Annotated in this window: 21 protein-coding genes; 11 read left to right on the forward strand and 10 right to left on the reverse strand. The window is 63.2% G+C overall.

Features of this window, described 5'->3' with window-relative positions; all coding sequences use genetic code 11:
* Positions 1 to 189 precede the first annotated feature (189 nt).
* The 3 genes from KHO49_RS28420 to KHO49_RS28430 all read left to right on the forward strand — a co-directional run bounded on the left by KHO49_RS28420 (position 190) and on the right by KHO49_RS28430 (position 1980).
* Positions 190 to 483: a DUF5629 family protein gene (locus KHO49_RS28420; RefSeq protein WP_102865212.1), complete on the forward strand. Its 294-nt coding sequence runs from the start codon at positions 190 to 192 to the stop codon at positions 481 to 483.
* Positions 470 to 1645, forward strand: coding sequence for a lactonase family protein (locus KHO49_RS28425; protein ID WP_102879615.1), 1176 nt, complete (start codon positions 470 to 472; stop codon positions 1643 to 1645). The genes KHO49_RS28420 and KHO49_RS28425 overlap by 14 nt, the downstream gene beginning before the upstream one ends.
* 155 nt (positions 1646 to 1800) lie before the next feature.
* The gene (locus tag KHO49_RS28430; protein WP_102865210.1) at positions 1801 to 1980 is read left to right on the forward strand and encodes a hypothetical protein; all 180 of its coding nucleotides are present in this window, start codon (positions 1801 to 1803) and stop codon (positions 1978 to 1980) included.
* 178 nt (positions 1981 to 2158) lie between these two features.
* On the opposite strand, the gene KHO49_RS28435 is transcribed toward KHO49_RS28430, so the two are convergent.
* Genes KHO49_RS28435 through KHO49_RS28445 form a run of 3 tightly spaced genes read right to left on the reverse strand, consistent with a single transcriptional unit; the run spans position 2159 to position 4620 of the window.
* Positions 2159 to 2638, reverse strand: coding sequence for a YbaK/prolyl-tRNA synthetase associated domain-containing protein (locus KHO49_RS28435; protein ID WP_080963096.1), 480 nt, complete (start codon positions 2636 to 2638; stop codon positions 2159 to 2161).
* Positions 2639 to 2654: 16 nt separating this feature from the next.
* Complete coding sequence (locus KHO49_RS28440; RefSeq protein WP_213666283.1) at positions 2655 to 3413, reverse strand: sulfite exporter TauE/SafE family protein; 759 nt, start codon at positions 3411 to 3413, stop codon at positions 2655 to 2657.
* Positions 3414 to 3417: 4 nt separating this feature from the next.
* Positions 3418 to 4620, reverse strand: coding sequence for a TauD/TfdA family dioxygenase (locus tag KHO49_RS28445; RefSeq protein ID WP_249735879.1), 1203 nt, complete (start codon positions 4618 to 4620; stop codon positions 3418 to 3420).
* Between KHO49_RS28445 and KHO49_RS28450 the strand changes: the two genes are divergently transcribed.
* The gene (locus KHO49_RS28450) at positions 4614 to 5564 is read left to right on the forward strand and encodes a LysR family transcriptional regulator (RefSeq protein WP_102879613.1); all 951 of its coding nucleotides are present in this window, start codon (positions 4614 to 4616) and stop codon (positions 5562 to 5564) included. The two genes, KHO49_RS28445 and KHO49_RS28450, sit on opposite strands and share 7 nt — an antisense overlap.
* 58 nt (positions 5565 to 5622) lie before the next feature.
* Positions 5623 to 5748 (forward strand): hypothetical protein, encoded by a 126-nt coding sequence (locus KHO49_RS31335; RefSeq protein ID WP_016965043.1) that lies wholly within the window; start codon positions 5623 to 5625, stop codon positions 5746 to 5748.
* 72 nt (positions 5749 to 5820) lie between these two features.
* Here KHO49_RS31335 and KHO49_RS28455 read toward each other — a convergent pair whose 3' ends face one another.
* Both KHO49_RS28455 and KHO49_RS28460 read right to left on the reverse strand, forming a co-directional pair.
* The gene (locus KHO49_RS28455; protein WP_102879612.1) at positions 5821 to 8919 is read right to left on the reverse strand and encodes an efflux RND transporter permease subunit; all 3099 of its coding nucleotides are present in this window, start codon (positions 8917 to 8919) and stop codon (positions 5821 to 5823) included.
* A 10-nt stretch (positions 8920 to 8929) separates the two neighbouring features.
* Positions 8930 to 10084 carry an efflux RND transporter periplasmic adaptor subunit gene (locus KHO49_RS28460; RefSeq protein WP_102879611.1) on the reverse strand — a complete coding sequence of 385 codons (1155 nt, stop codon included), beginning with the start codon at positions 10082 to 10084 and terminating at the stop codon, positions 8930 to 8932.
* A gap of 202 nt (positions 10085 to 10286) precedes the next feature.
* On the opposite strand from KHO49_RS28460, the gene KHO49_RS28465 reads away from it, so the two are divergent.
* From KHO49_RS28465 to nudC, 4 genes are all read left to right on the forward strand, one after another.
* The gene (locus KHO49_RS28465; protein WP_102879610.1) at positions 10287 to 10988 is read left to right on the forward strand and encodes a response regulator; all 702 of its coding nucleotides are present in this window, start codon (positions 10287 to 10289) and stop codon (positions 10986 to 10988) included.
* 4 nt (positions 10989 to 10992) lie between these two features.
* Positions 10993 to 12297 carry an ATP-binding protein gene (locus KHO49_RS28470; protein WP_102879609.1) on the forward strand — a complete coding sequence of 435 codons (1305 nt, stop codon included), beginning with the start codon at positions 10993 to 10995 and terminating at the stop codon, positions 12295 to 12297.
* 273 nt (positions 12298 to 12570) lie between these two features.
* Complete coding sequence (locus tag KHO49_RS28475) at positions 12571 to 13383, forward strand: crotonase/enoyl-CoA hydratase family protein (RefSeq protein ID WP_102865202.1); 813 nt, start codon at positions 12571 to 12573, stop codon at positions 13381 to 13383.
* Positions 13384 to 13389: 6 nt separating this feature from the next.
* Complete coding sequence (gene nudC / locus KHO49_RS28480; protein ID WP_213666284.1) at positions 13390 to 14220, forward strand: NAD(+) diphosphatase; 831 nt, start codon at positions 13390 to 13392, stop codon at positions 14218 to 14220.
* On the opposite strand, the gene KHO49_RS28485 is transcribed toward nudC, so the two are convergent.
* Both KHO49_RS28485 and KHO49_RS28490 read right to left on the reverse strand, forming a co-directional pair.
* The gene (locus KHO49_RS28485; RefSeq protein ID WP_011061548.1) at positions 14188 to 14967 is read right to left on the reverse strand and encodes a TSUP family transporter; all 780 of its coding nucleotides are present in this window, start codon (positions 14965 to 14967) and stop codon (positions 14188 to 14190) included. The two genes, nudC and KHO49_RS28485, sit on opposite strands and share 33 nt — an antisense overlap.
* Before the next feature lie 321 nt (positions 14968 to 15288).
* A complete protein-coding gene (locus KHO49_RS28490) occupies positions 15289 to 16524 on the reverse strand; it encodes an acyl-CoA dehydrogenase family protein (RefSeq protein WP_110595575.1) in 1236 nt (411 codons plus the stop codon).
* Positions 16525 to 16901: 377 nt separating this feature from the next.
* On the opposite strand from KHO49_RS28490, the gene sfnG reads away from it, so the two are divergent.
* Positions 16902 to 17996, forward strand: a complete 1095-nt coding sequence (gene sfnG / locus KHO49_RS28495; protein ID WP_102865199.1) for a dimethylsulfone monooxygenase SfnG — start codon at positions 16902 to 16904, stop codon at positions 17994 to 17996.
* A 202-nt stretch (positions 17997 to 18198) separates the two neighbouring features.
* Here the strand turns inward: sfnG and KHO49_RS28500 are convergent, their stop codons facing one another.
* Both KHO49_RS28500 and KHO49_RS28505 read right to left on the reverse strand, forming a co-directional pair.
* Positions 18199 to 18678 (reverse strand): nuclear transport factor 2 family protein, encoded by a 480-nt coding sequence (locus KHO49_RS28500; protein ID WP_016965720.1) that lies wholly within the window; start codon positions 18676 to 18678, stop codon positions 18199 to 18201.
* 58 nt (positions 18679 to 18736) lie between these two features.
* Positions 18737 to 19300, reverse strand: coding sequence for a TetR/AcrR family transcriptional regulator (locus KHO49_RS28505; protein ID WP_102865197.1), 564 nt, complete (start codon positions 19298 to 19300; stop codon positions 18737 to 18739).
* Between the two features lie 235 nt (positions 19301 to 19535).
* Between KHO49_RS28505 and pssA the strand changes: the two genes are divergently transcribed.
* Complete coding sequence (gene pssA / locus KHO49_RS28510) at positions 19536 to 20879, forward strand: CDP-diacylglycerol--serine O-phosphatidyltransferase (protein ID WP_102865196.1); 1344 nt, start codon at positions 19536 to 19538, stop codon at positions 20877 to 20879.
* 234 nt (positions 20880 to 21113) lie between these two features.
* Here pssA and KHO49_RS28515 read toward each other — a convergent pair whose 3' ends face one another.
* On the reverse strand, positions 21114 to 22313 hold the full coding sequence (locus KHO49_RS28515) for an MFS transporter (protein WP_213666285.1): 1200 nt from the start codon (positions 22311 to 22313) through the stop codon (positions 21114 to 21116).
* Positions 22314 to 22455 lie beyond the last annotated feature (142 nt).

Below are 22455 nucleotides of genomic sequence, written 5' to 3' on the forward strand. Positions count from 1 at the left end.
CCCTCGGGCGCGGCTTTTTCATGCCTGCTCCCAGGGCATGAACAGGCTGGCGCCGCAGGGCAATGCCAGACCCCTTCGACAGTGCCCGCAGGCCGCACCGGCGGCGAGTGATGACTGGACGCAATACGGGCCCGATCCTTGGGCGCCGATCAGCTATGATTGCGCCTTTCCAATTGATGATTGATTGCTATGACCGCTGCTACCGACACCTTGCTCACCGCCCTTGAAGCCTGCGACATGCTGGAAATCGACGGCCTGCACGCCTTCGATTTCACCCTCGACGAGCAGCGCCTGCTGATCGAGTGCATGGATGGCCGTGCCGCCAAGCGCTGGAGCTTTACCCTGGCCCAGGTGCAGGCCGCGACTTTTGATCAGGCGCTGCAGAGCTGGACCCTGGTCGCTGATTCCGGCGAGCACCGCCTGGTGTGCATGAGCGCGTTCAGTGCCCGCGACGAAGAGGAGAGTGAGCATGAAGATGCGTAATTTCTGGCCGCTGTTGATGGCCGGCAGTGTTGGTGCCATGGCGGTCCAGGCCGCGCCGGCAGAGACCCAGGAACTGCTGGTGGGTTCCTACACCCAAGGGCAGAGCCAGGGCCTGTATCGCCTGCGTTTCAACGAGGGGACCGGGCGGATCGATGCCAAGCCGTTGCAAGTGGTGAAGAGCTCCAACCCGTCCTGGCTGACCCTCTCCAAGGACCAGAAATTCGTCTTTGTGGTGAATGAAAACAGCCCGGGGCAGGTTGACCCCATCGGTCGTGTCAGCAGCTACAGCCTGGCGCCCAAGACCCATCAACTGAACCTGATCAACCAGGTGCAGAGCCAGGGCAACGAGCCTACTCACTCCAGCCTGAGCGCCGACGGCAACTACCTGTTCGTCAGCAACTATTCGGTGGACGTGGACCCGGGTGGCAGCCTGGCGGTGGTGCCGGTCAGCGCCGACGGCCATCTGTCGCCGGTGGTGCAGCTCACCAGCCATCCGGGCAGCCGGGTCGATCCCGAGCGCCAGCAGTCGGCCCACGTGCATTCGTCGGTGTCGTCCCCGGACGGCCAGTTCGTGTTCGCCAACGACCTGGGGGCAGACAAGATCTTTGTCTACCGCTACGACCCCAAGGCCAATCCGGAACACCCGCTGACGCCCGCCGAACCGGCCTTTGTCCAACTGCCCCCAGGCAGTGGTCCGCGCCACTTGCTGTTCAGTGCCGATGGCAAGCGTGCCTACCTGACCCTGGAGATGAGCGCCCAGGTGGCGGTCTTTGACTATCAGGACGGCAAGCTGACCCAGCGTCAGTTGCTGGATCTGGCGGCCAATGGCTCCAAGGAGAAAAAGGCCGCCGCGGCCCTGCATGCCTCCAAGGACGGCCAGTACCTGTATGTCAGTAACCGTGGCACGGCCAACCAGTTGCTGGTGTTCGCCATCGACCCGAGCAACGGCCAGCTCAAGGAGATCCAGCGCCGTTCCGTGGAAGGCGATCACCCGCGGGAGTTCAGCCTCGATCCGAGCAACCGCTACGTGCTGATCGGCAACCAGAAAAGCAATGAAATCGTGGTGATCGAACGTGACGCCAAGACCGGTTTCCTCGGCAAGACGGTGCAGAAACTGCCCTTCGAAGCCCCCAGCGACATCAAGTTCCTGGTGCGTCAATAGACCGCAGGCCCCGGTATCCGGGGCCTGACTGCTTCTATCAATCACGCTGATAATAGCTACTGCCGCAAAGCATTTTTTCCCGCCAACCCTCGGGAGTAAGTTTGCTCAACAGCCCACACGGGCAAGCAAGCCAACTGAATCCGAGGGTTATACCGATGAACTTCAATCTCTTCTCCGTGATCGCAGCCTCCGCCATTTCCGCCAGCGTGGCCCTGCCAGCCAGCGCCAACGTGGAAATCAGCCGCAAGACATCCTCCACCAACACCTACACCCAGAAGTACCTGCAACAAAGCGCCAACTTCTACGCCGCCCTGGATCACAAGAGCCACGGCTGATCGGCTAGCGTTACGCCTGTGCTGGCTAGCCACCTGGCATGTCCAGCGCGATATCCACGTTGCCCCGTAGCCACTGAGTTCCTCACACGATTTGCGCCCAAGCCGGCATGGCTTGCCGACCTTGCGATCGACAAGCTCTGCTTCATGTCATAGGGGAGGGCGCAAGGGGGAGGTTTGCTCAGGCCTGGCTGATGTCCAGCAATCGAGGCATGGCAATCGCCAGATAATCCTGCGTATCGAGCACCATCGACGCATCCAGCCGCCCCGCGTTGAAGGCTATTTCTGCGTAGCCTGTGGTCAAGGCCGGATCGACGATCAATTGAATCCGCTCATCGAAAACAAAAGGAGGGATGGCGCCGATCCGGCACCCGGTCAGTTCCATGGCGGTTTCGGCCTTCACCAGCTCGGCTTTTTTCCCGCCCAGGGCCGCTCCGACTTTCTTCATGTCCAGCTTCTGGTCGCCCGGCAGTATCACCAGGGCATAGGGTCCGGGCTGCCCCTTGAGGGAGCAAAGCATGGCCTTCGCGCCTTGGCCGGGCTCGGTGCCACGGATTTCGGCGACGCGCGCCGACTGGCCCTCGGCATCGTGCATCAACACCCGGTAGGAGGCTGAGCGGGCATCGAGTAGTGCCACGAGGCGATCGAACATCGGATGCATGTAGTTTTCCTCTGGTTTACAGGAGCATGTCGTAGGACAGTTTGCTGATCAGAATCACCAACAACACCAGGAATAGAGCCCGGACAAAGGGCACGCCCTTATGAACGGCCAGCCAGGTGCCAGTGAGCGCGCCCAGGATGTTGAATGCCGCCATGGGAATTGCGATCAGGTAGAGCACGTTGCCCGTTGGGATGAAGAACATGAGTGCCGCTACGTTGGTCGCGATGTTCACCAGCTTGGCCGACGCCGAGGCATGCAGAAAGTCGAAGGCGAAGCAGCGGATGAACAGGAAGATCAGGAAGCTGCCAGTGCCGGGACCGAACAGGCCATCGTAGAAACCGATGGCGCCGCCGATGACGATCGCCAGCAGTTTTTCCTTGGTACCGATGCGCATGGGTTTGTGCAGGGCGCCGAAATCTTTCTTCCAGAAGGTGTAGATCGCCATCAGTACAATCAACACCAGCACCGCCGGCCGGATCATCGACTGAGGTACGAACGACACCGTGGCGGCGCCGAAGAAGGCCATGACAAAGGCCGCGCAGGCGGCGGGGATCACAAGCCCCCAGTTGATCACCACCTTGCGCACGAAGGATCGGGCCGCGAATGCGGTGCCGCAGGCGGCCGCGACCTTGTTGGTACCCAGCAGCGCCGCCGGCTGAGCGGTGGGGAGCACGTTGAATAGCGCAGGAATCTGGATCAGTCCGCCGCCGCCCACCGCCGCATCGATCAGGCCGGCGGCGAAGGCGAACATGCAAAGGATGACAATATCGACCATGAAATCAGGCTCTGCCTATGTAGGGTTGATGAGGGGCCAGCGGCACCACGCGTGCCGGATCATTGACCCCGAAGACCCGCAACATCCAGCGATCACGGCCGTCGTAGCGGGGTGTAAAACCATCCCGGGCATGCAGGGTTTGCTGGTTCTTGAAGATCAGCATGTCCCCTGGTTGCAGCAGTATGTGGTGCACGACATCGGGATGATCGGCGGCGGCGGCGAACAGTTGGAGGGCAAACTGCGCATTGGCGCAGGTCGCTTCGACACTCGCTTTGTTGTAGCGGCAATACAGGTCACCGGTTGCGCTTCTGTACAGCAAGGGGACGTTTTCCAGCACATTCCCCTGTTTGCCGAAGGAGGCCGGTCGGCGAACGGTGAAGTTCGGTCGTAACAATTCCTCTTCGACACAGGCCGGCAGAATGGCCAGCACCTCGTCAATGGCGACGATGCGCGTCGGCACATCGAGCTCGCAGCGCAGGCCGGTCAGGGACAGGTACTCCGGACAGGCCGACAACTGCGAGACGGGTTCGCAGGTCAAAGGCAGGTGAGGGTTGTCGACGTGCATGCCCAGGTCCGCGCGCGAGCCATAGGAGCTCTTTTCGGTCTCTCGCTTGTGCTTGGGCGATACGTGACGGAACACGGTGTCGTTGCTTTCACCCTCGTAGGCCAGAGGACGGGTTTGCAGGGTTTGCAGCACGGACAAGATAGCCCCGGCCAGCGTTGATACGTTCTCGATACCCGGCTCCAGGTCATAGGGCGTGGCCGGCAGTTGCGGGTCCAGCGGCAGCCCCCTGACGATCATCGCCACGTCACGGGCCTGTGGAAAATTGCGTAGCTGCTGGATTTTCTCCGGGCACAGGGCACTTTCCAGCAGCCGCCCCAGGGCCGGCATGTGGCGGATACCCGAGGCACTATCGGTCACGTCCAGCGCTGCCAGACCGGCCTGAAGTGTGCGTTGTTCTTCGAGCGACAGATGAATTTGCGGTATCTCCCGTCGGGTCGAAGTCACTGATTTTTTTTCCAGCCATTCATGAGTGACTTCATCAACACAAGCTGCGGCTTTCCCGATTACTTCATCCAGCTTTGACACGTCCTTGCGCTCCTGTTTGCCCCATCCTTGTGGGTTGAGCGGGAAGGTTAACGGAAGGGCCTTTTTTTGTGTTGCAATGCCGCGTTGTGAAAAATGCAATGAGGTGGACAGTGGCATTGAATATGTTGGGGGAACTTGAAGCCTTCGCGACCGTGGCTCGCAAGCGCAGCTTCGTCGCCGCGGCACGGACGCTGGGGCGCTCCCCCAGCGCACTGACCCGTGCCGTTCAAGCCCTGGAGGAAAGTGTGGGGCTCAAGTTGTTCAATCGCTCCTCCAATGCCGTGAGCTTGACCGAAGCGGGTGAATGCTTATTGCCCCACGCGTACAAAATGCTCGACCTGCAACGTGAGGTGGATGAAGACCTGTCCGGTCTCAGCGGCCTGGCCTCCGGCTGGATCCGTTTTTCCGCCCCCGAGTTTCTCGGACAAGGGGTATTGCCCCGGTTGATCGCGCAATACTGCGAGCGTTATCCAGACGTTAATGTCGATGTGATTTTCACCGATGAGATCATCGACCCGGCCAAGAGCAAGCTGGACTTCTCGATTCGCGGCGCGTTTCCACAATCCAGCGACTTGATCGGCTTTGCGCTCTGGAGTTACTCACGTTATCTGTACGCCAGCCCCGGCTACCTGGAGCGCAACGGCATGCCCGACTCCATCGAGGCACTGGAGTCGCATTCGCTGATCCTGCATACGGCGCCACGGATTCTCAAGGAGTGGAATTTTCGCAGTGAGGAGCAGGCCATCAGCTTTCGGGTTCACCCCAAATTTCGTTTCAGCTCCGGTCTGGCGGTATTCCAGGCAGCCCTGGCGGGCGTCGGGATCGCCCGCTTGGCGGATTGGATGGCGGAGCCCGAAGTGGCAGCAGGGCGCCTGCTCCGGGTTTGTCCTGAGTACAAGCTCACCTCCAGCAGCGGTGAGAGCCCACAGATGCACGCGGTGTACCCGGCCGGAAATTTGCCGCTGCGGGTGAAGGCATTGCTGGAGATGATCCGCGACTTAGGTGAAAGCCTCGAATGTAAACGCGGCTCAGCACAAATTATGCTTGGCAGTGGCACATAGCCATGTGTTTAAATTTGACGCTGAATTATTGACTCTTTCCCGAGCAAGGATCGAAAGCATGCTGACGCGTCTGGCTGTGGTTCTGCTGTTGCTCTATTCCACCCCCATCCTGTCTTCTGCCCAGCCTGTGGAAGGCGAGCCAGAGACCTCTCGCGAGCGTTTGACCAGCCTGTTGCAGGACTGACGTTCGAGGTTGGATTGAGCGTGGCAATCAAGGAAGGAACGGGTCCCGGAATCGGGACCCGTTTGTCTGGGTTCAGTCCTTGGACGAACCGCGTTTTACCAGTTTCATGACCACCACGAAGAACACCGGGACGAAGATCACCGCCAGGGTCGCGGTGATCATGCCGCCGATCACCCCGGTGCCGATGGCCTGCTGGCTGGCGGAACTGGCGCCGGTGGCAATGGCCAGGGGCACCACGCCGAGGATGAAGGCCAGGGACGTCATGACGATCGGCCGCAGACGCAGGCGTGCTGCCTGCACCGTGGCGTCGATCAGGTCGTGGCCTTCGTCGTACAGGCTCTTGGCGAACTCGATGATCAGGATCGCGTTCTTCGCCGACAGGCCGATGATGGTGATCAGGCCGACCTTGAAGAACACGTCGTTGGGCATCCCGCGCAAGCTCACCGCCAGCACCGCACCCAGCACCCCCAGGGGCACCACCAGCAGCACCGAGGTCGGAATCGACCAGCTCTCGTAGAGCGCCGCCAGGCACAGGAACACGATCAGCAGCGACAGGCCCAGCAACAGCGGCGCCTGACTGCCCGAGAGGCGTTCCTGCAGCGACAGACCGGTCCACTCCAGGCCCAGGCCGGCGGGCAACTGGCTCACCAGTCGCTCGACTTCCTGCATGGCTTCACCGGTGCTGTGGCCCGGAGCCGGTTCGCCGGAAATGGCAATCGCCGGGTAGCCGTTGTAGCGGGTCAGCTGGGCCGGCCCCAGGGTCCAGGTGGCGCGGACGAAAGCAGACAGCGGCACCATCTTGCCGGCGCTGTTGCGCACGTTCATCCGCAGCAGGTCCTCGACCTGGCTGCGTTGATCGCCTTCGGCCTGGACCACCACCCGCTGCATGCGTCCCTGGTTGGGGAAGTCGTTGATATAGGCCGAGCCCAGGGCCGTGGACAGCAGGTTGCCGATATCGGCGAAGGACACGCCCAGGGCGTTGGCCTGCTTGCGGTCGACTTCCAGTTGCACCTGGGGCGCTTCGGCCAGGGCGCTCTCGCGGACGTTGGCCAGGATCGGGCTCTTTTCCGTGGCAGCCAGCAGCTCGGTCCGGGCCTGCATCAGCGCGGCGTGGCCGACGCCGCCACGGTCCTGCAGACGGAATTCGAAGCCACTGGAGGTGCCCAGGCCGTCGATCGGCGGCGGCAGTACGGCGTACACCACGGCGTCCTTGATCGCACTCAGGGCGCCGTTGGCGCGGTCGGCAATGGCCATGGCCGAGTCGTCGCTGCCCCGTTGCGACCAGTCCTTGAGGGTGGTGAAGGCTAGGGCCGCGTTCTGTCCGCTCCCGGAGAAGCTGAAGCCGAGGATGATGGTGCTGTCGCCCACCCCCGGTTCGCCGGCGTTATGCGCCTCGATCTGTTCCACCACCTTGATCGTGCGGTTCTGGCTGGCCCCGGGCGGCAGCTGGATGTCGGTGATGGTGTAGCCCTGGTCTTCCACCGGGAGGAACGAGGAGGGCAGGCGGCTGAACAGCAGCGCCATGATCGCCAGCAGCGCGACGTAGATCAGCAAGTAGCGACCGGTGCGCTTGAGGGCATAGCTCACGCCGCCCTCGTAGCGGTTGCTCAGGCTTTCGAAACGCCGGTTGAACCAGCCGAAGAAACCGCTGCGTTCATGGTGTTCGCCCTTGGCAATGGGCTTGAGCAGGGTGGCGCACAGGGCCGGGGTCAGGGTCAGGGCGAGGAAGGCCGAGAACAGGATCGAGGTGGCCATGGACAGGGAGAACTGCTGGTAGATCACCCCCACCGAACCCGGCATGAAGGCCATGGGAATGAACACGGCGACCAGCACCAGGGTGATGCCGATGATGGCCCCGGTGATCTGCTTCATGGCCTTGCGCGTGGCCTCCTTGGGCGACAGGCCCTCGGTGGCCATGATCCGCTCGACGTTCTCCACCACCACGATGGCATCGTCCACCAGGATGCCGATGGCCAGCACCATGCCGAACATGGTCAGCACGTTGATGGAGAACCCCAGGGCCAGCATGGTGGCGAAGGTGCCCATCAGCGCCACCGGCACCACCAGGGTCGGGATCAGGGTGTAGCGGATGTTCTGCAGGAACAGGAACATCACCAGGAACACCAGGGCCATGGCTTCCATCAGGGTGTAGATCACTTTGGTGATCGAGACCTTGACGAAGGGCGAGGTGTCATAGGGGATCTTGTATTCCACGCCGGTGGGGAAGTAGCGTGACAGTTCGTCCATCTTGGCGCGGATCAGGGTCGCGGTATTCAGCGCGTTGGCCCCGGGGGACAGCTGCACGCCAACAGCGGTGGAGGGCTTGCCGTTCAGGCGTGTGCCGAACTGGTATTCCTGGCTGCCGACTTCCACCCGCGCCACATCGCCGATGCGCACCGTGGAGCCATCGGGATTGGCCCGCAGGACAATGTCGGCGAACTCTTCCGGCGTGCTCAGCTGGCCCTTGACCAGGATGGTGGCGGTGATTTCCTGGCTCGACGGGTTGGGCAGATCGCCGATGCTGCCTGCCGGCACCTGGGCGTTTTGCGCGCTGATGGCGGCATTGACGTCCGCCGGGGTCAGGTTGAAACCGATCAGCTTCTGCGGGTCGAGCCAGATGCGCATGGCTCGCTCGGCGCCGTACAGCTGGGCCTTGCCAACCCCGTCCACGCGGCGGATCTCGTTCATCACGTTGCGCGCCAGGTAGTCGCTGAGGGCCACATCGTTGAGGCGCCCGTCATTGGAGGTCAGGGTGATCAGCAACAGGAAGCCGGCGGAGACTTTCTCCACCTGCAGGCCTTGCTGGGTCACGGCCTGGGGCAGGCGCGGCTCCACCGCCTTGAGGCGGTTCTGCACGTCCACCTGGGCCAGCTCCGGGTTGGTGCCGGGCTGGAAGGTGGCAGTGATGGTGGCGCTGCCCAGGCTGCTCTGGGAGGAGAAGTACAGCAGGTGGTCGGCACCGTTGAGCTCCTGCTCGATCAGGCTGACCACCGACTCGTCCAGGGTCTGCGCCGAGGCACCCGGATAGGCCGCGTAGATCTCGATCTGCGGCGGTGCCACGGTGGGGTACTGCGCCACCGGCAGTTGGGGAATCGCCAGGGCGCCACCCAACAGGATGAAGAAGGCGACCACCCAGGCGAATACCGGGCGGTCAATAAAGAATTGCGGCATGTCGTACTACCTACTGGCCAGGATTCTGAGCGAGCGGAAGGGGCGTGTCGTCGATCTGCACCAGCTCGCCGGGACGGGCGTGCTGCAAGCCTTCGACAATGATGCGGTCACCGGGCTTGAGCCCTTCGGTGACGATCCAGCGGTCTTTCTGTACCCCGCCCAGTTGCACCGGGTGTTGCACCACACGGTTTTCGGCATTCACCAGCAACACCTGGGCGACGCCGGCGCTGTCACGCTGGATGGCCCGTTGCGGCACGCTGATGCCCTGCTGGTTGACGGCCTGCTCCAGGCGCACGCGCACGAAGCTGCCGGGCAACAGATCGAGGTCCGGGTTGGGGAACTCGCTACGCAGGATGATCTGCCCGGTGCTCGGGTCGACGCTGATGTCGGCGAACAGCAGTTTGCCCGGCAACGGATAGAGGCTGCCGTCGTCCTGGATCAGGGTGGCCTTGGCCTGGTCCTTGCCCACCTGTTGCAACTGCCCGGCCCGCAAGGCCCGGCGCAGTTCATTGAGCTCACGGGTGGATTGGGTCAGGTCGGCGTGGATCGGGTCCAGTTGCTGGATCAGCGCCAGAGGCGTGGTTTCGTTCTGGCCCACCAGGGCGCCTTCGGTCACCAGGGCGCGGCCGACGCGACCGGAAATCGGCGCGGTAACGGTGGCGAAATCCAGATTGAGCCTGGCACGTTTGACTGCGGCCTGATTGGCCGCGACTTCGGCATCGGCCTGGCGCCGGGTCGCCCGGGCGTTGTCGTATTCCTGGCCGCTGATGGCCTGGTCGGCGATCAGCTTGGCAAAGCGTTGTTCCTGCAGGCGCGCCTGGAAGGCACTGGCCTCGGCCTTGCGCAGGTTGGCCCGGGCGCTGTCCAGGTCGGCCTGGAAGGGCGCAGGGTCAATGCGGAACAGCACGTCACCCTGCTTGACGTCGGAACCCTCGCGGAAGGTCCGTTGCAGCACCACCCCGGCCACCCGGGCACGGACTTCGGCGATCCGCGGTGCGGCGATGCGCCCGCTCAGTTCGCTGGTGATGGACAGGGCCTGGCTCTGGATCGTCTCGATCCGCACCGTGGCGGTCGGTGGTGTCTGTTCGCCCTCGGTTTGGCCGCAGGCGCTCAGCGCCCCTGCCAGAACCAACAGGCAGAGTGGCGCGAAGAGTTTATTCGACATGCTGATACCCCAATAATGACCTCGGCATGCTAAGGGCATGAGTCAAGGCCCGCTGTGAAGCTGTGTAGGTGCTGTGTGAAAAAGTGTGAAGCAGGCGCGCCCGGGCTGCCGCTGTTGTATATCCTTGGCGCCTCGCTGGTTGTAGCCGGTGCTCTATAAGAAACGCCGGTACTCTGTATTTCTTCAATAAAGACCTCAGCTCATGCCCAATATTCTTCTCGTCGAAGACGACTCCGCCCTCTCGGAACTGATTGCCAGTTATCTGGAGCGCAACGGCTATCAGGTCAGTGTGATCAGTCGTGGCGATCAGGTGCGGGAGCGGGCCAAGAGCAATCCGCCGGACCTGGTGATCCTCGACCTGATGTTGCCGGGGCTGGACGGTTTGCAGGTCTGCCGTTTGTTGCGCGCCGACTCGGCGACTTTGCCGATCCTGATGCTGACCGCGCGCGATGATAGCCATGATCAGGTCCTGGGGCTGGAAATGGGCGCCGACGACTATGTGACAAAACCTTGCGAACCGCGAGTGCTGTTGGCACGGGTGCGTACCTTGTTGCGCCGCAGCAGTCTGAGTGAGCCGCAGACCGCCAGCGACCAGATCCTCATGGGCAACCTGTGCATCGACCTCTCCGAGCGCACCGTGACCTGGCGCGAGCAGTTGGTGGAACTGTCCAGCGGTGAGTACAACCTGCTGGTGGTGCTGGCCCGGCACGCCGGTGAAGTGCTCAGTCGCGACCAGATCCTCCAGCGGTTGCGGGGCATCGAGTTCAACGGCACCGATCGCTCGGTGGACGTGGCCATCTCCAAGTTGCGACGCAAGTTCGACGACCATGCCGGCGAGGCGCGCAAGATCAAGACCGTCTGGGGCAAGGGCTATCTGTTCAGCCGTTCCGAGTGGGAATGCTGAGTCCATGCTGCGCATCCTGATCCGGCTGTACCTGATCACCATCGTCGCCTTCAGCGCAGCGATCTACCTGATTCCCGACCTGGTGATCAAGGTCTTCCACGAGCGTTTCCTGGACTACAACCTGGATCAGTCCCGCGGGCTGCAGAGCTTGATCGTCAAGCAGTTTCGCGCCATGCCTGCGTCCCAGTGGCCGACCCTGGCCGAGGAAATGGACGAGGAGTTCCACCCGCTGCAGGTGGCTCTTGTGCGCATCGACGATGCGGACTTCAGCCTTTACGAACGTGAGCGCCTGGAACGCGGCGAGAAGGTCGTGCGCCTGGGAGACTGGGGCTGGCGCACACTGGCAGTGTCGCCGCTGGATGACCAGCTGGCGGTGAAGCTGGTGGTGCCGCCGGACCCTCTGGACGTCAACCTGCTGTACTGGAGCATCAACGTGCTGATCGTCGCGGTGCTGCTGGCCTGCCTGCTGCTTTGGGTCAGGCCCCACTGGCGCGATCTGGAGCGCTTGAAGCGCACCGCCGAGCGCTTCGGCAAGGGCCACTTGAGTGAACGCACGCAACTGCCCGGCAGCTCCAACATCGGCAGCCTGGCCCATGTCTTCGACACCATGGCCGGGGACATCGAGCAACTCCTGAACCAGCAGCGGGACTTGCTCAATGCGGTGTCCCACGAGTTGCGCACGCCTTTGACCCGACTGGATTTCGGCCTGGCCCTGGTGCTCTCCGACGATCTGCCTGCCGCCAGCCGCGAGCGTCTGCAAGGGTTGGTGGCGCATATTCGTGAACTGGATGAACTGGTGCTGGAGCTGCTGTCCTACAGCCGCCTGCAGAATCCGGCCTGCCTGCCGGAGCAGGTCGAGGTGTCGCTGGACGAGTTCATCGACAGCATCCTCGGCAGCGTTGACGATGAACTGGAATCGGACATCGTCATCGATGTCCTGCTGCACGGCACCCTGGAGCGTTTCACCCTGGACCCGCGGCTGACTGCCCGGGCCCTGCAGAACCTGCTGCGCAATGCCACCCGTTACTGTGAGAAACGCATCCAGGTGGGCGTTCTGGTCAGCGACGAGGGGTGTGAAATCTGGGTCGACGACGACGGCATCGGCATTCCTGACGACGAGCGCGAGCGGGTATTCGAACCCTTCTACCGCCTGGACCGCAGCCGCGACCGCGCCACCGGCGGATTCGGCCTGGGCCTGGCCATCAGCCGCCGGGCCCTGGAAGCCCAGGACGGCACCCTGACCGTGGAAGCCTCGCCCCTGGGTGGCGCGCGTTTTCGCCTGAGCCTGCCGCCCCCGACCACCCGCTGAACGGCGCCCACGGCCTTGTCGCCGCTGCCGAGCCTGCGAGGCTGCGATCGTCGACGCAGTCGGCGCAAAGCTGGAACAACGCGGCGTCTGCTCCAGCGTGCCCTCAGGGCCCGTTCGCAGCCTGCGGCAGCGGCTACACAAACCGGCGTGCCTTCAAGGGCGCGCGCCAGCCTGCGGCCAGTCCCGTTTTTGGCCAATGCGCTGCCTTACGGGGCGGCGCCACCACTTGCTATAGTTCGGCCCTCATTTTCCGCCCAGTAAAGGATCACTGCCATGTCCGAATACCAAGCCTTTCGCGTCGAACTCGCTGACAACATCGCCCATGTGCAGATCAATCGGCCGGAAAAGATCAATGCCATGAACGCCGCGTTCTGGAGCGAGATCGTCGAGATCTTCCGCTGGATCGATGACACCGATGCGGTGCGGGTGGTGGTGCTCAGTGGCGCCGGCAAGCATTTTTCCTCAGGTATAGACCTGATGCTGCTGGCTGGCGTGGCCAACGAACTGGGCAAGGACGTGGGCCGCAATGCCCGTCTGCTAAGGCGCAAGATTCTCCAGTTGCAATCCTCCTTCACCGCCGTGGACAACTGCCGCAAGCCGGTGCTGGCGGCGATCCAGGGCTATTGCCTCGGGGGCGCCATCGACCTGATCAGCGCCTGCGACATGCGCTATGCCGCTGACGATGCCCAGTTCTCCATCAAGGAAATCGATATCGGCATGGCGGCGGATGTCGGCACATTGCAACGTTTGCCACGTATCATCGGCGACGGCATGCTGCGCGAGCTGGCCTACACTGGGCGCACCTTCGGTGCCGAGGAAGCGCGCAGCATCGGCCTGGTCAACCGCACCTACAGCGATGCCGCCAGCCTGCTGGACGGGGTCATGGAGATTGCCCGGGAGATTGCCGCCAAATCGCCGATCGCGGTCAGCGGCACCAAGGAAATGCTCAGCTACATGCGTGACCACCGGATCGATGACGGCCTGGAATATGTCGCCACCTGGAACGCCGCCATGTTGCAGTCCAACGACTTGCGTGTGGCCATTGCCGCCCACATGAGCAAACAGAAACCCGAATTTCTGGATTGATTGACGATGATTGCACGCTGGACCACCGCAGTACTCGACACCGACCTTCCTGGCGGCTGGGCCGTGGCCCGCGGCCCGGAAGGCTTTCTCCATGACGACAACGGCGCGCTGTTCCCGCGGCACTGGCTCAAGGGCCAGGACCTGCCGCTGCTGGCGGAACACGGCATCGGCCACCTCGATGGCGAGCCGGTGTACCTGCTGGAACTCAGTGGCCGCACCGAGGTGCCGGGCTGTCGCTGGAAAAGCCTGCGAGCCTTCATGCTGGAGGGCGATCACACCCTGTACAAGGTCCTGGGCTACGCCGCACAGATCGGCACCTGGGCCCGGGAGCATCGCTTTTGCGGCAGTTGCGGCCGAGCCACGCGGCAAGTGCCGGGGGAGCGGGCAATGTATTGCGAGCCCTGCGATCTGCGGGCCTATCCGCGCATTTCACCGAGCATGATCGTGCTGATCACCCGGGGCGACGAGATTCTTCTGGCCCGTTCTCCGCGTTTCGTTACGGGTGTCTACAGCACCCTGGCCGGCTTTGCCGAGCCCGGCGAGTCGGCGGAGGATTGCCTGATCCGCGAGGTGCGGGAGGAGGTGAGCATCGAGGTCAGGAACATCCAGTACGTGGGCAGTCAGTGCTGGCCGTTCCCGCATTCGATGATGCTGGGCTTCCATGCCGAATACGCCGCTGGCGAGATCATCCCCCAGGAAGACGAGATCGAGGATGCCCAGTGGTTCAACGTGCACGCGCTGCCGCCGTTGCCGGCCTCGCGCTCGATTGCCCGCTACCTGATCGACCTCTATGTGGCGCGCCGTCTAGGCCACGCTGAACCAGTGCTGCCAGGCTAGGCGCACGGTCAACCCCAGGACCACGGTGATGAACACCGGGCGAATGAACTTGGCACCACCGCTGATGGCGGTGCGTGCGCCGAAGAACGCCCCGACCATCACCGACAGGCCCATGCACAGGCCGATGATCCAGTCCACCTGCCCGGAGAACACGAACACCGACAGCGCCGCGATGTTGCTGACGAAGTTCATGCTGCGGGCCACGCCGCTGGCCTTGACCAGGTCGATGGGGTACAGCAGCAGGCTGCTCACGGTCCAGAACGCCCCGGTGCCGGGCCCGGCCACGCCGTCATAGAAGCCCAGGCTGAAGCCCTGGCTCGATTGCCACTTCTTCTTGATCGGTGCGTCGCTGTCCAGCGGCGCCTTGGGGGTGCCGCCGAACAGCAGGTACAGGCCACAGGCGAAGACGATCACCGGCAGCATCTTGTTCAGCCACTCGGCCGGCAGGTAATGGGCGACGATGGCCCCGGTCAGCGCCCCCACCAGGGTGCCGACAATGGCGTGGGTCCATTGCCGGGGGTGGAACAGCTTGCGGCGATAGAAGGTGAAGCTGGCGGTGGCGGAACCGAAGGTCGAACTGAGCTTGTTGGTGCCCAGGACCAAGTGCGGCGGCAGCCCGGCCGTCAGCAGGGCCGGCGTGGTGAGCAGCCCGCCGCCGCCAGCGATGGCGTCGATGAAACCGGCGATGAATGCTACGAGGGCGAGAATGGCGAGGGTGGTCAGGTCTACGCTGAGTTCGAAGGGCATGGATTCGGCTTATTGTTCGGCGGGAAGCGCAAAGGGGGCTGCGCGCAAGACCGCCATCTTACCTGCAACTCCGCCCGCTGCGCGACCGCCTCGACCTTGGTCTGATACCCCTATCCCAGGCGCCGGCTTACCGGCGAGTGAGCCCCTGAGTCTTGCGCACGATCGGAGGACGCCCTCACTGGCAAGCCAGCTCCTACGGACGGCGCATGGCCCGGAAAGCGTAGGAGCCGGCTTGCCGGCGAATGGGCCCTTGAGCCTTGTGGCACCACCGGAGGGTGCCTTCGCTGGCAAGCCAGCTCCTACGGACGGTGCAGGGAAGGGTCAGCGTTGCGGGCCGTTGCCGATCTGCCAGACAAAGGGCGGTTCGCTGCCGTTGATACGCCAGTCACCGACAATCCGTGCCTTGTAGATCACCGGGTTATGGGACGACACGGTCCGCGCATTGCGCCAATGCCGATCCAGGGCCTTGCCCTGGCGAATGTCCGAAGCCCCCAGGGCATTGAACAGTTCGCTGGTGGCGCGCTGGATCAGTTCGCTCACCACCACCTGGGCCGTGGCCGATTCGATTTCCGCGGCCACATTGGCTTCACGTTCCTTCACCTGATCCCCGGCAAAGCGCGCCAGGTACGCTCGTTGCGCCGGCGCCGCTGCCCGTACTGTCGCCGCCTCGGCGGCATACACCAGGGCTGCAATCTCGCCCACCACCTGCTGCACCTGGGCGTCGGCGCTGACCTGCGGTGCGTTGCCATGGCTGTAGATGCGTTTGCGCAACCGCACTTCGTGAGCCACATCGCGCAGCGCGGCGCGGCCGATCCCGGACAGGGTCGCCAGCAGCACCAGTTGATAGAAGGCGGTCTGGTATTTGAAGCGGGTGGCGAAGTCGATGAGGTTCTCGGCCTCCACTTCGGCGTCGGTAAAGCGCGAGGTGCCACTGCCGGTGGTGCGCTGGCCGAAACCGTCCCAGTCATCGCTCTGCTGGATGCCGCTCTGGCGAGTTCTTACGGCGGCAATCACATCGCCGCCGGTATCGCTGCGCTGGGCGTAGACATCGATCCAGTCGGAAAAAATGCTGCCGGTGCTGTAGAACTTCTCGCCATTGAGGCGCCATTTTTCGCCGTCCGGCGTCACCTTGGTGATCACTTGGCCAATCTCCACCGCGCCGATTTCAGTCCAGGCGCAGCCGACGATATCGCCCTCGACAAAACGCTTGAACCATAGGTCCCGGGCCGGGCCAGGGGGCGCATTGAGGCGATCCTCGGCAAAGGCGAAGTGCCCGCGCAGGGCCTGGGGCACATTGGCATCGGCCTCGGCCAGCTCGATCAGCAGTTGAAACAGCTGGGGCAGGGAGGCGCCGCCACCACCGTATTCCACCGGCACCCGCAGCGCGCCGAAGCCGGCCTCCTTGAGCCATTGGATAGGTTCATAAGGCAAGGTGCGGCTGTGCTCGCGCTCCACGGCACCGGCGGCGATCTTCTGGAAGATTGGCCGGAAGCGTTCGGCCAGGGCTTCGTAGTCGACGCCTACGGACAGCGGATTGATTACCTGATGTTCGGTCATGGTGTGGCTCCTGGGGCAGGCAGTAAAAAACAGTAGGTGTCGAAGCTGATTGCACACAGCATGCCGGAATCCCCAGTGCCGGTTTGCCTGGGCGCGGTCGGGGACGAGCCTCCGGCAACTGTTGTCCGGGCAACAGTTGATCAACAAATCGGTTGATTGCAGGTTTTTTGGATGGCCTGTCGCAGCTGTTGCAAGTGGCGCTTGCAGGGGGCACCGAAGTCGCCCCTGCAACCCTGGCAAGCCGCTGCGGGCCTGGTCCTGCGCCGCGGGCCTGTGCCTTGCCCGGGCTCCGGAACAAGGCTTGCGCTGGCGCTGTCGGGCGCTGGCACGCTTGCTGCTCTGGTCCTTGCACCTTAATCAGTCCCGAGGACCGAACCATGAGTCAGCAAGCCGTCAAATTTGCGTATTGGGTGCCTAACGTCAGTGGCGGGCTGGTGGTGAGCAAGATCGAACAGCGCACCCACTGGGGCATCGACTACAACCGCAAGCTGGCGCAGATCGCCGAAGCGGCGGGCTTTGAATATGCCCTGACGCAGATCCGCTTCACTGCCGGTTACGGCGCCGAATACCAGCATGAGTCGGTGGCCTTCAGCCATGCGCTGTTGGCGGCAACCGACAAGCTCAAAGTGATCGCGGCGATCCTGCCCGGGCCCTGGCAACCGGCCCTGGCGGCCAAGCAACTGGCGACCATCGATCAACTGACCAATGGCCGCATCGCGGTAAACATTGTCAGCGGCTGGTTCAAGGGCGAGTTCCAGGCCATCGGCGAGCACTGGCTCGAACACGATGAGCGTTATCGCCGTTCCGAGGAGTTCATCCGGTCCCTGCGCGGGATCTGGAGCCAGGACCACTTCACCTTCAAGGGGGACTTCTATCGCTTCGACAATTACAGCCTCAAACCCAAGCCCCTGGGGCAACCGGAAATCTTCCAGGGCGGCAGTTCGCGGGCGGCCCGGGACATGGCCGCGAGGGTGTCGGACTGGTACTTCACCAATGGCAACAGCGTGGAGGGCATCAAGGCCCAGGTTGACGATATTCGTGCCAAGGCCGCCGCCAACCAGCATTCGGTGAAAGTCGGGGTGAATGCCTTTGTGATCGCCCGGGACACCGAGGAAGAAGCCCGGGCGGTGCTGGCGGAAATCATCGACAAGGCCGATCCGGAGGCAGTGAATGCCTTTGGCGATGCAGCCAAGCAGGCCGGCAAGGCCTCACCGGAGGGTGAGGGCAACTGGGCCAAGTCCAGCTTCGAGGACCTGGTGCAATACAACGACGGCTTCAAGACCAACCTGATCGGCACCCCGCAGCAGATTGCCCAGCGGATTGTCGCCTTGAAGGCGGTGGGGGTGGATCTGGTCCTGGCGGGCTTCCTGCATTTTCAGGAGGAGGTTGAGTATTTCGGCCAGCGCGTACTGCCGTTGGTGCGGGAGCTGGAAGCCCAGGCCCTGCTCAAGGAGCAAGAAGCCGCAGCTTGAATGGCGTGTTGCTTGCCGGCGAAGAGGCCCGCAAGCCTTGCATCGCCCTCGAAGACGCCTTCGCTGGCAAGCCAGCTCCTACGGGAAGGTGTTGTGCGAGGTTGCTTGTAGGAGCCGGTTTGCCGGCGAAAGGGCCCCTGGGTCTTGTGCAAGGCTTGAGGACGCTTTCGCTGGCAAGCCAGCTCCTACAGGGGCGGGTGGGTTACAGGCCCAGGTCGCTGAGGCCTGGATGGTCATCCGGGCGCCGGCCCAGAGGCCAGTGGAATTTGCGCTCGGTTGCCTTGATCGGCATGTCGTTGACGCAGGCAAAACGCCGGGCCATCAGCCCTTGTTCGTCGAACTCCCAGTTCTCGTTGCCGTAGGAGCGGAACCAGTTGCCCGAGTCGTCATGCCATTCGTAGGCGTAGCGCACGGCGATGCGGTTGTCGGTAAAGGCCCAGAGTTCCTTGATCAGGCGGTAATCCAGTTCCTTGGCCCATTTGCGGGCGAGGAAGGCCTTGGCCTCTTCGCGGTTGTGGGCAAACTCGGCGCGGTTGCGCCATTGGGTGTCCAGGGTATACGCCAGGGATACCCGTTCCGGGTCCCGGGAGTTCCAGCCATCTTCGGCCAGACGGATCTTTTCAATCGCCGACTCGCGAGTGAAAGGTGGAAGGGGCGGGCGCACTTGAGCGTTAGACGACATGACTTGTCTCCAATAAAAGTTGCTGTTCAAACAAAGCAGTTGCTCTTGTTTAAAACAATCAGAGGTCCAATAACTTTCGCGCCATGCATTGCGCATTATCAGCAGCACTGTGATCGCCCATGACAAGGGCAACGGTAATGGCGCCATCGATCAGGATCAGCAGTTGCGCTGCCAGTTCCTTTGGATGTTGCACGCCATGTTCCTGGCAAAGCTCGGTCACGTAATCGAGCAGTTTCTGTTTATGTTGTTTGGCCACCTGGCGCACCGGGTCCTGGGGATCGCCGGTCTCGCCGCTGGTGTTGATAAAGGCGCAGCCGCGGAAACCTTCGGACCCGAACCAGTCCCTGAGTACGCTGAACAGCGCCAGCAGCCGCTGTGCAGAGCCTTCGGCCTTGCCCACTTCAGTCCTGTACCAGTGCATCCAGCGCTGGTCGCGACGTTCCAGGGCGGCCACCACCAGTTCGTCCTTGTTGCTGAAATAGCGATAGACGCTCTTTCTCGAGACCCCGGCGGTCTTCACCAACAGATCCATGCCAGTGGCGGCAATGCCGCTCTTGTAGATCAGCTTCTCGGTGACGTCGAGGATGATGTCGCGTGTTTCAGAGGGAGTGATTTCGTTCATGGCGCAAAGAGTAGAACGATCGTTCTCCTTGGTCAATCCTGTTATTCAAGCTTTTATATTCAGCGGTCTTTCTCACAGGTGCTGGCTTGCCGGCCAAGGTAATTTCCAGGGCAGTGCAAGACTCAAGATGCTTTGCGCCAGCAAGCCGGTTACTTCAGAACGGGCTGACAGGGGACTCAGCCTGTTCCATGGTGTAAGCTCTTGCGCTCTTTGGATTTGAGCCACTGCGAGCCCTATGCCGTCGCTTTTCAAACGTTCCTTGCTGCCCAAACTGCGTAGCTTCCCCCTGGCTGCCGAAGCCTTCACCACTCTGACTGGCGCTGCGCAATTTCGTCGCACTCTGCTGGAGCAAATTGCCCAGGCCCGGCGGCGCATCTATATCGTCGCGCTGTACCTGCAGCAGGATGAGGCCGGTCAGGAAATCCTCGATGCCTTGCATGCCGCCAAGGCTGCGCGCCCGGAACTCGAGGTGCTTGTGGTGGTGGACTGGCTGCGGGCCCAGCGCGGCCTGATCGGCGCCGGCAAGCAGCCGGGCAACTCGGCCTGGTATCAGGAAATGACCCGTACCCACGCCACCGAAGTGCCGATCTACGGCGTGCCGGTGCAGACCCGGGAGCTGTTCGGGGTCCTGCACCTCAAGGGCTTCGTGATCGACGATTGCGTGCTCTACAGCGGCGCCAGCCTGAACAACGTGTACCTGCACAAGTTCGACAAGTACCGCTTCGACCGTTACCACCTGCTGCACAACCGCGCCCTGGCCGACTCCATGCACCATCTGGTGCAGCACGGCCTGGTGGCGTCGCGGGCGGTACATCGCCTGGACCTGCCGAACCTGCCGACCACCCGCAGTCTGCGTAACGACATCGGCGACCTGCGCAGTCGCCTCAAGCACGCCACCTACGACACCACCGCTGGTGGCCTGGACAAGAGCGGGCTGTCGGTCAGTCCGTTGCTCGGCGTCGGCAAGGGCAACCCGCTGAACCGGATCATCTGCGAACTGATCGCCGGGGCCCGCCAGCAACTGACCATCTGCACCCCGTATTTCAACCTGCCCTTGGTGGTGACCCGGGAAATCAATCGGGCCCTGGAGCGCGGGGTGAAGATCGACATCATTGTCGGCGACAAAACCGCCAACGACTTCTATATCCCGCCCAGCGAGCCGTTCAAGGTCATCGCGGCCCTGCCTTACCTGTACGAGATCAGCCTGCGACGCTTTGCCAAGCGCCACCAGAAAGTCATCGACAGCGGCCTGCTCAACCTGCACCTGTGGCGTGACGGCGACAACACCTACCACCTCAAGGGCCTGTGGGTGGATGAGCGCTACACCTTGCTTACCGGCAACAACCTCAATCCCCGGGCCTTCCGCCTGGACCTGGAGAACGCCCTGTTACTGGACGATCCCAAGGGCGAGTTGCTGGAGGCGCGTCGTGCCGAACAGGCCGAGATCTACCGCCATACCCGGCGCATCGAGCACTTCCAGTACCTGGACAGCCTGGTGGACTACCCCGAGGCGGTGGGCAAGTTCCTGCGTCGGGTCAGCCGGGTGCGCATCGAACGCCTGCTCTACCGCATGCTGTAGCCTGTAGCCGCTGCCGAGCCTGCGAGGCTGCGCAAAGGTCCGCAGGACCTTCAGCGCTCCCAGGAACGACGCCTTCTACAGAGCCGTTCGCAGCCTGCGGCAGCGGCTACAAAAGCTCTGCGATAACACCTGTAGCCGCTGCCGAGCCTGCGAGGCTGCGCAAAGGTCCGCAGGACCTTCAGCGCCCCGAAGAACGACGCTTCCTGCAGAGCCGTTCGCAGCCTGCGGCAGCGGCTACAGGGATCGGGGGGTTGGCCAGATGGCGATCAGTACCAGCAACACCGCCGCCAGCAGGTAGGGCAGGCGCGGTTCGATGGCGTAGATCAGGCTGCCGGCCATGGGGCCGATGACCACGCCCAGGCCCTGGGCCGCGCCGATGCTGCCAGCCGTCGCGCCCTGTTCCGAGGCCTCTACGGCATTGGCCGCCAGGGCCGAGAACGATGGAAACACCCCACCCATGCCTGCCGCCGAGACAAAGAACGCCAGCCACAGGCCCCAGGCACTGTCCACCAGCATGCTGCCGGCATAGCCCAGCGCCGACAGCAGGGCGCCGTAGCGGATCATCCGCAGCGGCGGCCATTCCAGCTTGCGCACCACCAACTGCGCGCAGATCAGTGCCACGCCGACCATGGCCAGGGCCACCCCGGCCGTCTGGGCGGCATCGGCGGGACTCATGCGCAGCCGGTCCAGGGCATAGAAGCTGACGGTGATCTGGGCAATCGACACACAGAGCATGGCGACAAAGGCCACCACCATGGGCCGGCGCAGCCTTGGGTCGCCCAGGCGTACCTGGGTCGGGGCATGGGCCAGGTGCAGTTCCTGGCGCGGCAACTGGTAGCGCAGCACCACAAATGCCAACAGCGGCAGCACCGCCATGGCGTAGAACGGCAGACTGAGGCTGTAGCGGGCCAGCAAGGCGGCCACCGCAGGACCCACCACCAAGCCCACGGCGTTGGCGGCGCCCAGGGTGGCCATGGCGCGGGCGCGGTGCTGGGGTTCGACGTTATCGGCGATCAGGGCGAAGCCGCCCACCGGGATCGCCGCATAAAAGGCGCCGATCAGCCCGCGGCCAAGCATCAGGCCGAGAAAGGCCATGGCGACGCTGGGCAGCGACTGCAGCGACAGGTCGATGAACAGGCACAGGGCCCAGTAGGCGAGGGTGAAGCCGGCCGTGCCCAGCAGCAGTACCCGACGCCGCCCGAAGCGGTCACTGGCATGGCCCCAGGGGCGCGCCAGGAGCATCCAGATCACCCCGGAAACGGTCACGGCGGCGCCCGCATGCCAGGTTTCCAGGTGCAGGGCCCGGGAGATCGGGCCAATCAGCGAGACGAAGGCCATCATCGACATGGTGCAGGCCATGTAGGCGGCCATCAGCGGCAGCAGCGAGAAGGGTTTGGCAGCCAGCGGCGTGGCCGCTGCTGTGGAGCGAGACATAGTGGGTCTTCCATGAAAGCCGTTGGGCCGTGAACGTTATCGGGATAACGGGCAACCGCCCAGCCTTATCTGCGTCGGTGATGGCAGCACCCTTCAGGCGCCGGCTTGTCAGCGAAGCGGGCGACCAGGACGAAGAGGCAAT

Source organism: Pseudomonas sp. RC4D1 (assembly GCF_018390395.1).
In the GTDB taxonomy this organism is placed as follows: Bacteria; Pseudomonadota; Gammaproteobacteria; order Pseudomonadales; family Pseudomonadaceae; genus Aquipseudomonas; species Aquipseudomonas danubii.

Excerpts from the sequence above, each read along its gene's own strand:
- KHO49_RS28420 (WP_102865212.1), top strand. The coding sequence starts at position 190 with ATGACCGCTGCTACCGACACCTTGCTCACCGCCCTTGAAGCCTGCGAC.
- KHO49_RS28425 (WP_102879615.1), top strand. The coding sequence starts at position 470 with ATGAAGATGCGTAATTTCTGGCCGCTGTTGATGGCCGGCAGTGTTGGT.
- KHO49_RS28430 (WP_102865210.1), top strand. The coding sequence starts at position 1,801 with ATGAACTTCAATCTCTTCTCCGTGATCGCAGCCTCCGCCATTTCCGCC.
- KHO49_RS28435 (WP_080963096.1), bottom strand. The coding sequence starts at position 2,638 with ATGCATCCGATGTTCGATCGCCTCGTGGCACTACTCGATGCCCGCTCA.
- KHO49_RS28440 (WP_213666283.1), bottom strand. The coding sequence starts at position 3,413 with ATGGTCGATATTGTCATCCTTTGCATGTTCGCCTTCGCCGCCGGCCTG.
- KHO49_RS28445 (WP_249735879.1), bottom strand. The coding sequence starts at position 4,620 with ATGCCACTGTCCACCTCATTGCATTTTTCACAACGCGGCATTGCAACA.
- KHO49_RS31335 (WP_016965043.1), top strand. The coding sequence starts at position 5,623 with ATGCTGACGCGTCTGGCTGTGGTTCTGCTGTTGCTCTATTCCACCCCC.
- KHO49_RS28455 (WP_102879612.1), bottom strand. The coding sequence starts at position 8,919 with ATGCCGCAATTCTTTATTGACCGCCCGGTATTCGCCTGGGTGGTCGCC.
- KHO49_RS28460 (WP_102879611.1), bottom strand. The coding sequence starts at position 10,084 with ATGTCGAATAAACTCTTCGCGCCACTCTGCCTGTTGGTTCTGGCAGGG.
- KHO49_RS28465 (WP_102879610.1), top strand. The coding sequence starts at position 10,287 with ATGCCCAATATTCTTCTCGTCGAAGACGACTCCGCCCTCTCGGAACTG.
- KHO49_RS28470 (WP_102879609.1), top strand. The coding sequence starts at position 10,993 with ATGCTGCGCATCCTGATCCGGCTGTACCTGATCACCATCGTCGCCTTC.
- KHO49_RS28475 (WP_102865202.1), top strand. The coding sequence starts at position 12,571 with ATGTCCGAATACCAAGCCTTTCGCGTCGAACTCGCTGACAACATCGCC.
- nudC (WP_213666284.1), top strand. The coding sequence starts at position 13,390 with ATGATTGCACGCTGGACCACCGCAGTACTCGACACCGACCTTCCTGGC.
- KHO49_RS28485 (WP_011061548.1), bottom strand. The coding sequence starts at position 14,967 with ATGCCCTTCGAACTCAGCGTAGACCTGACCACCCTCGCCATTCTCGCC.
- KHO49_RS28490 (WP_110595575.1), bottom strand. The coding sequence starts at position 16,524 with ATGACCGAACATCAGGTAATCAATCCGCTGTCCGTAGGCGTCGACTAC.
- sfnG (WP_102865199.1), top strand. The coding sequence starts at position 16,902 with ATGAGTCAGCAAGCCGTCAAATTTGCGTATTGGGTGCCTAACGTCAGT.
- KHO49_RS28500 (WP_016965720.1), bottom strand. The coding sequence starts at position 18,678 with ATGTCGTCTAACGCTCAAGTGCGCCCGCCCCTTCCACCTTTCACTCGC.
- KHO49_RS28505 (WP_102865197.1), bottom strand. The coding sequence starts at position 19,300 with ATGAACGAAATCACTCCCTCTGAAACACGCGACATCATCCTCGACGTC.
- pssA (WP_102865196.1), top strand. The coding sequence starts at position 19,536 with ATGCCGTCGCTTTTCAAACGTTCCTTGCTGCCCAAACTGCGTAGCTTC.
- KHO49_RS28515 (WP_213666285.1), bottom strand. The coding sequence starts at position 22,313 with ATGTCTCGCTCCACAGCAGCGGCCACGCCGCTGGCTGCCAAACCCTTC.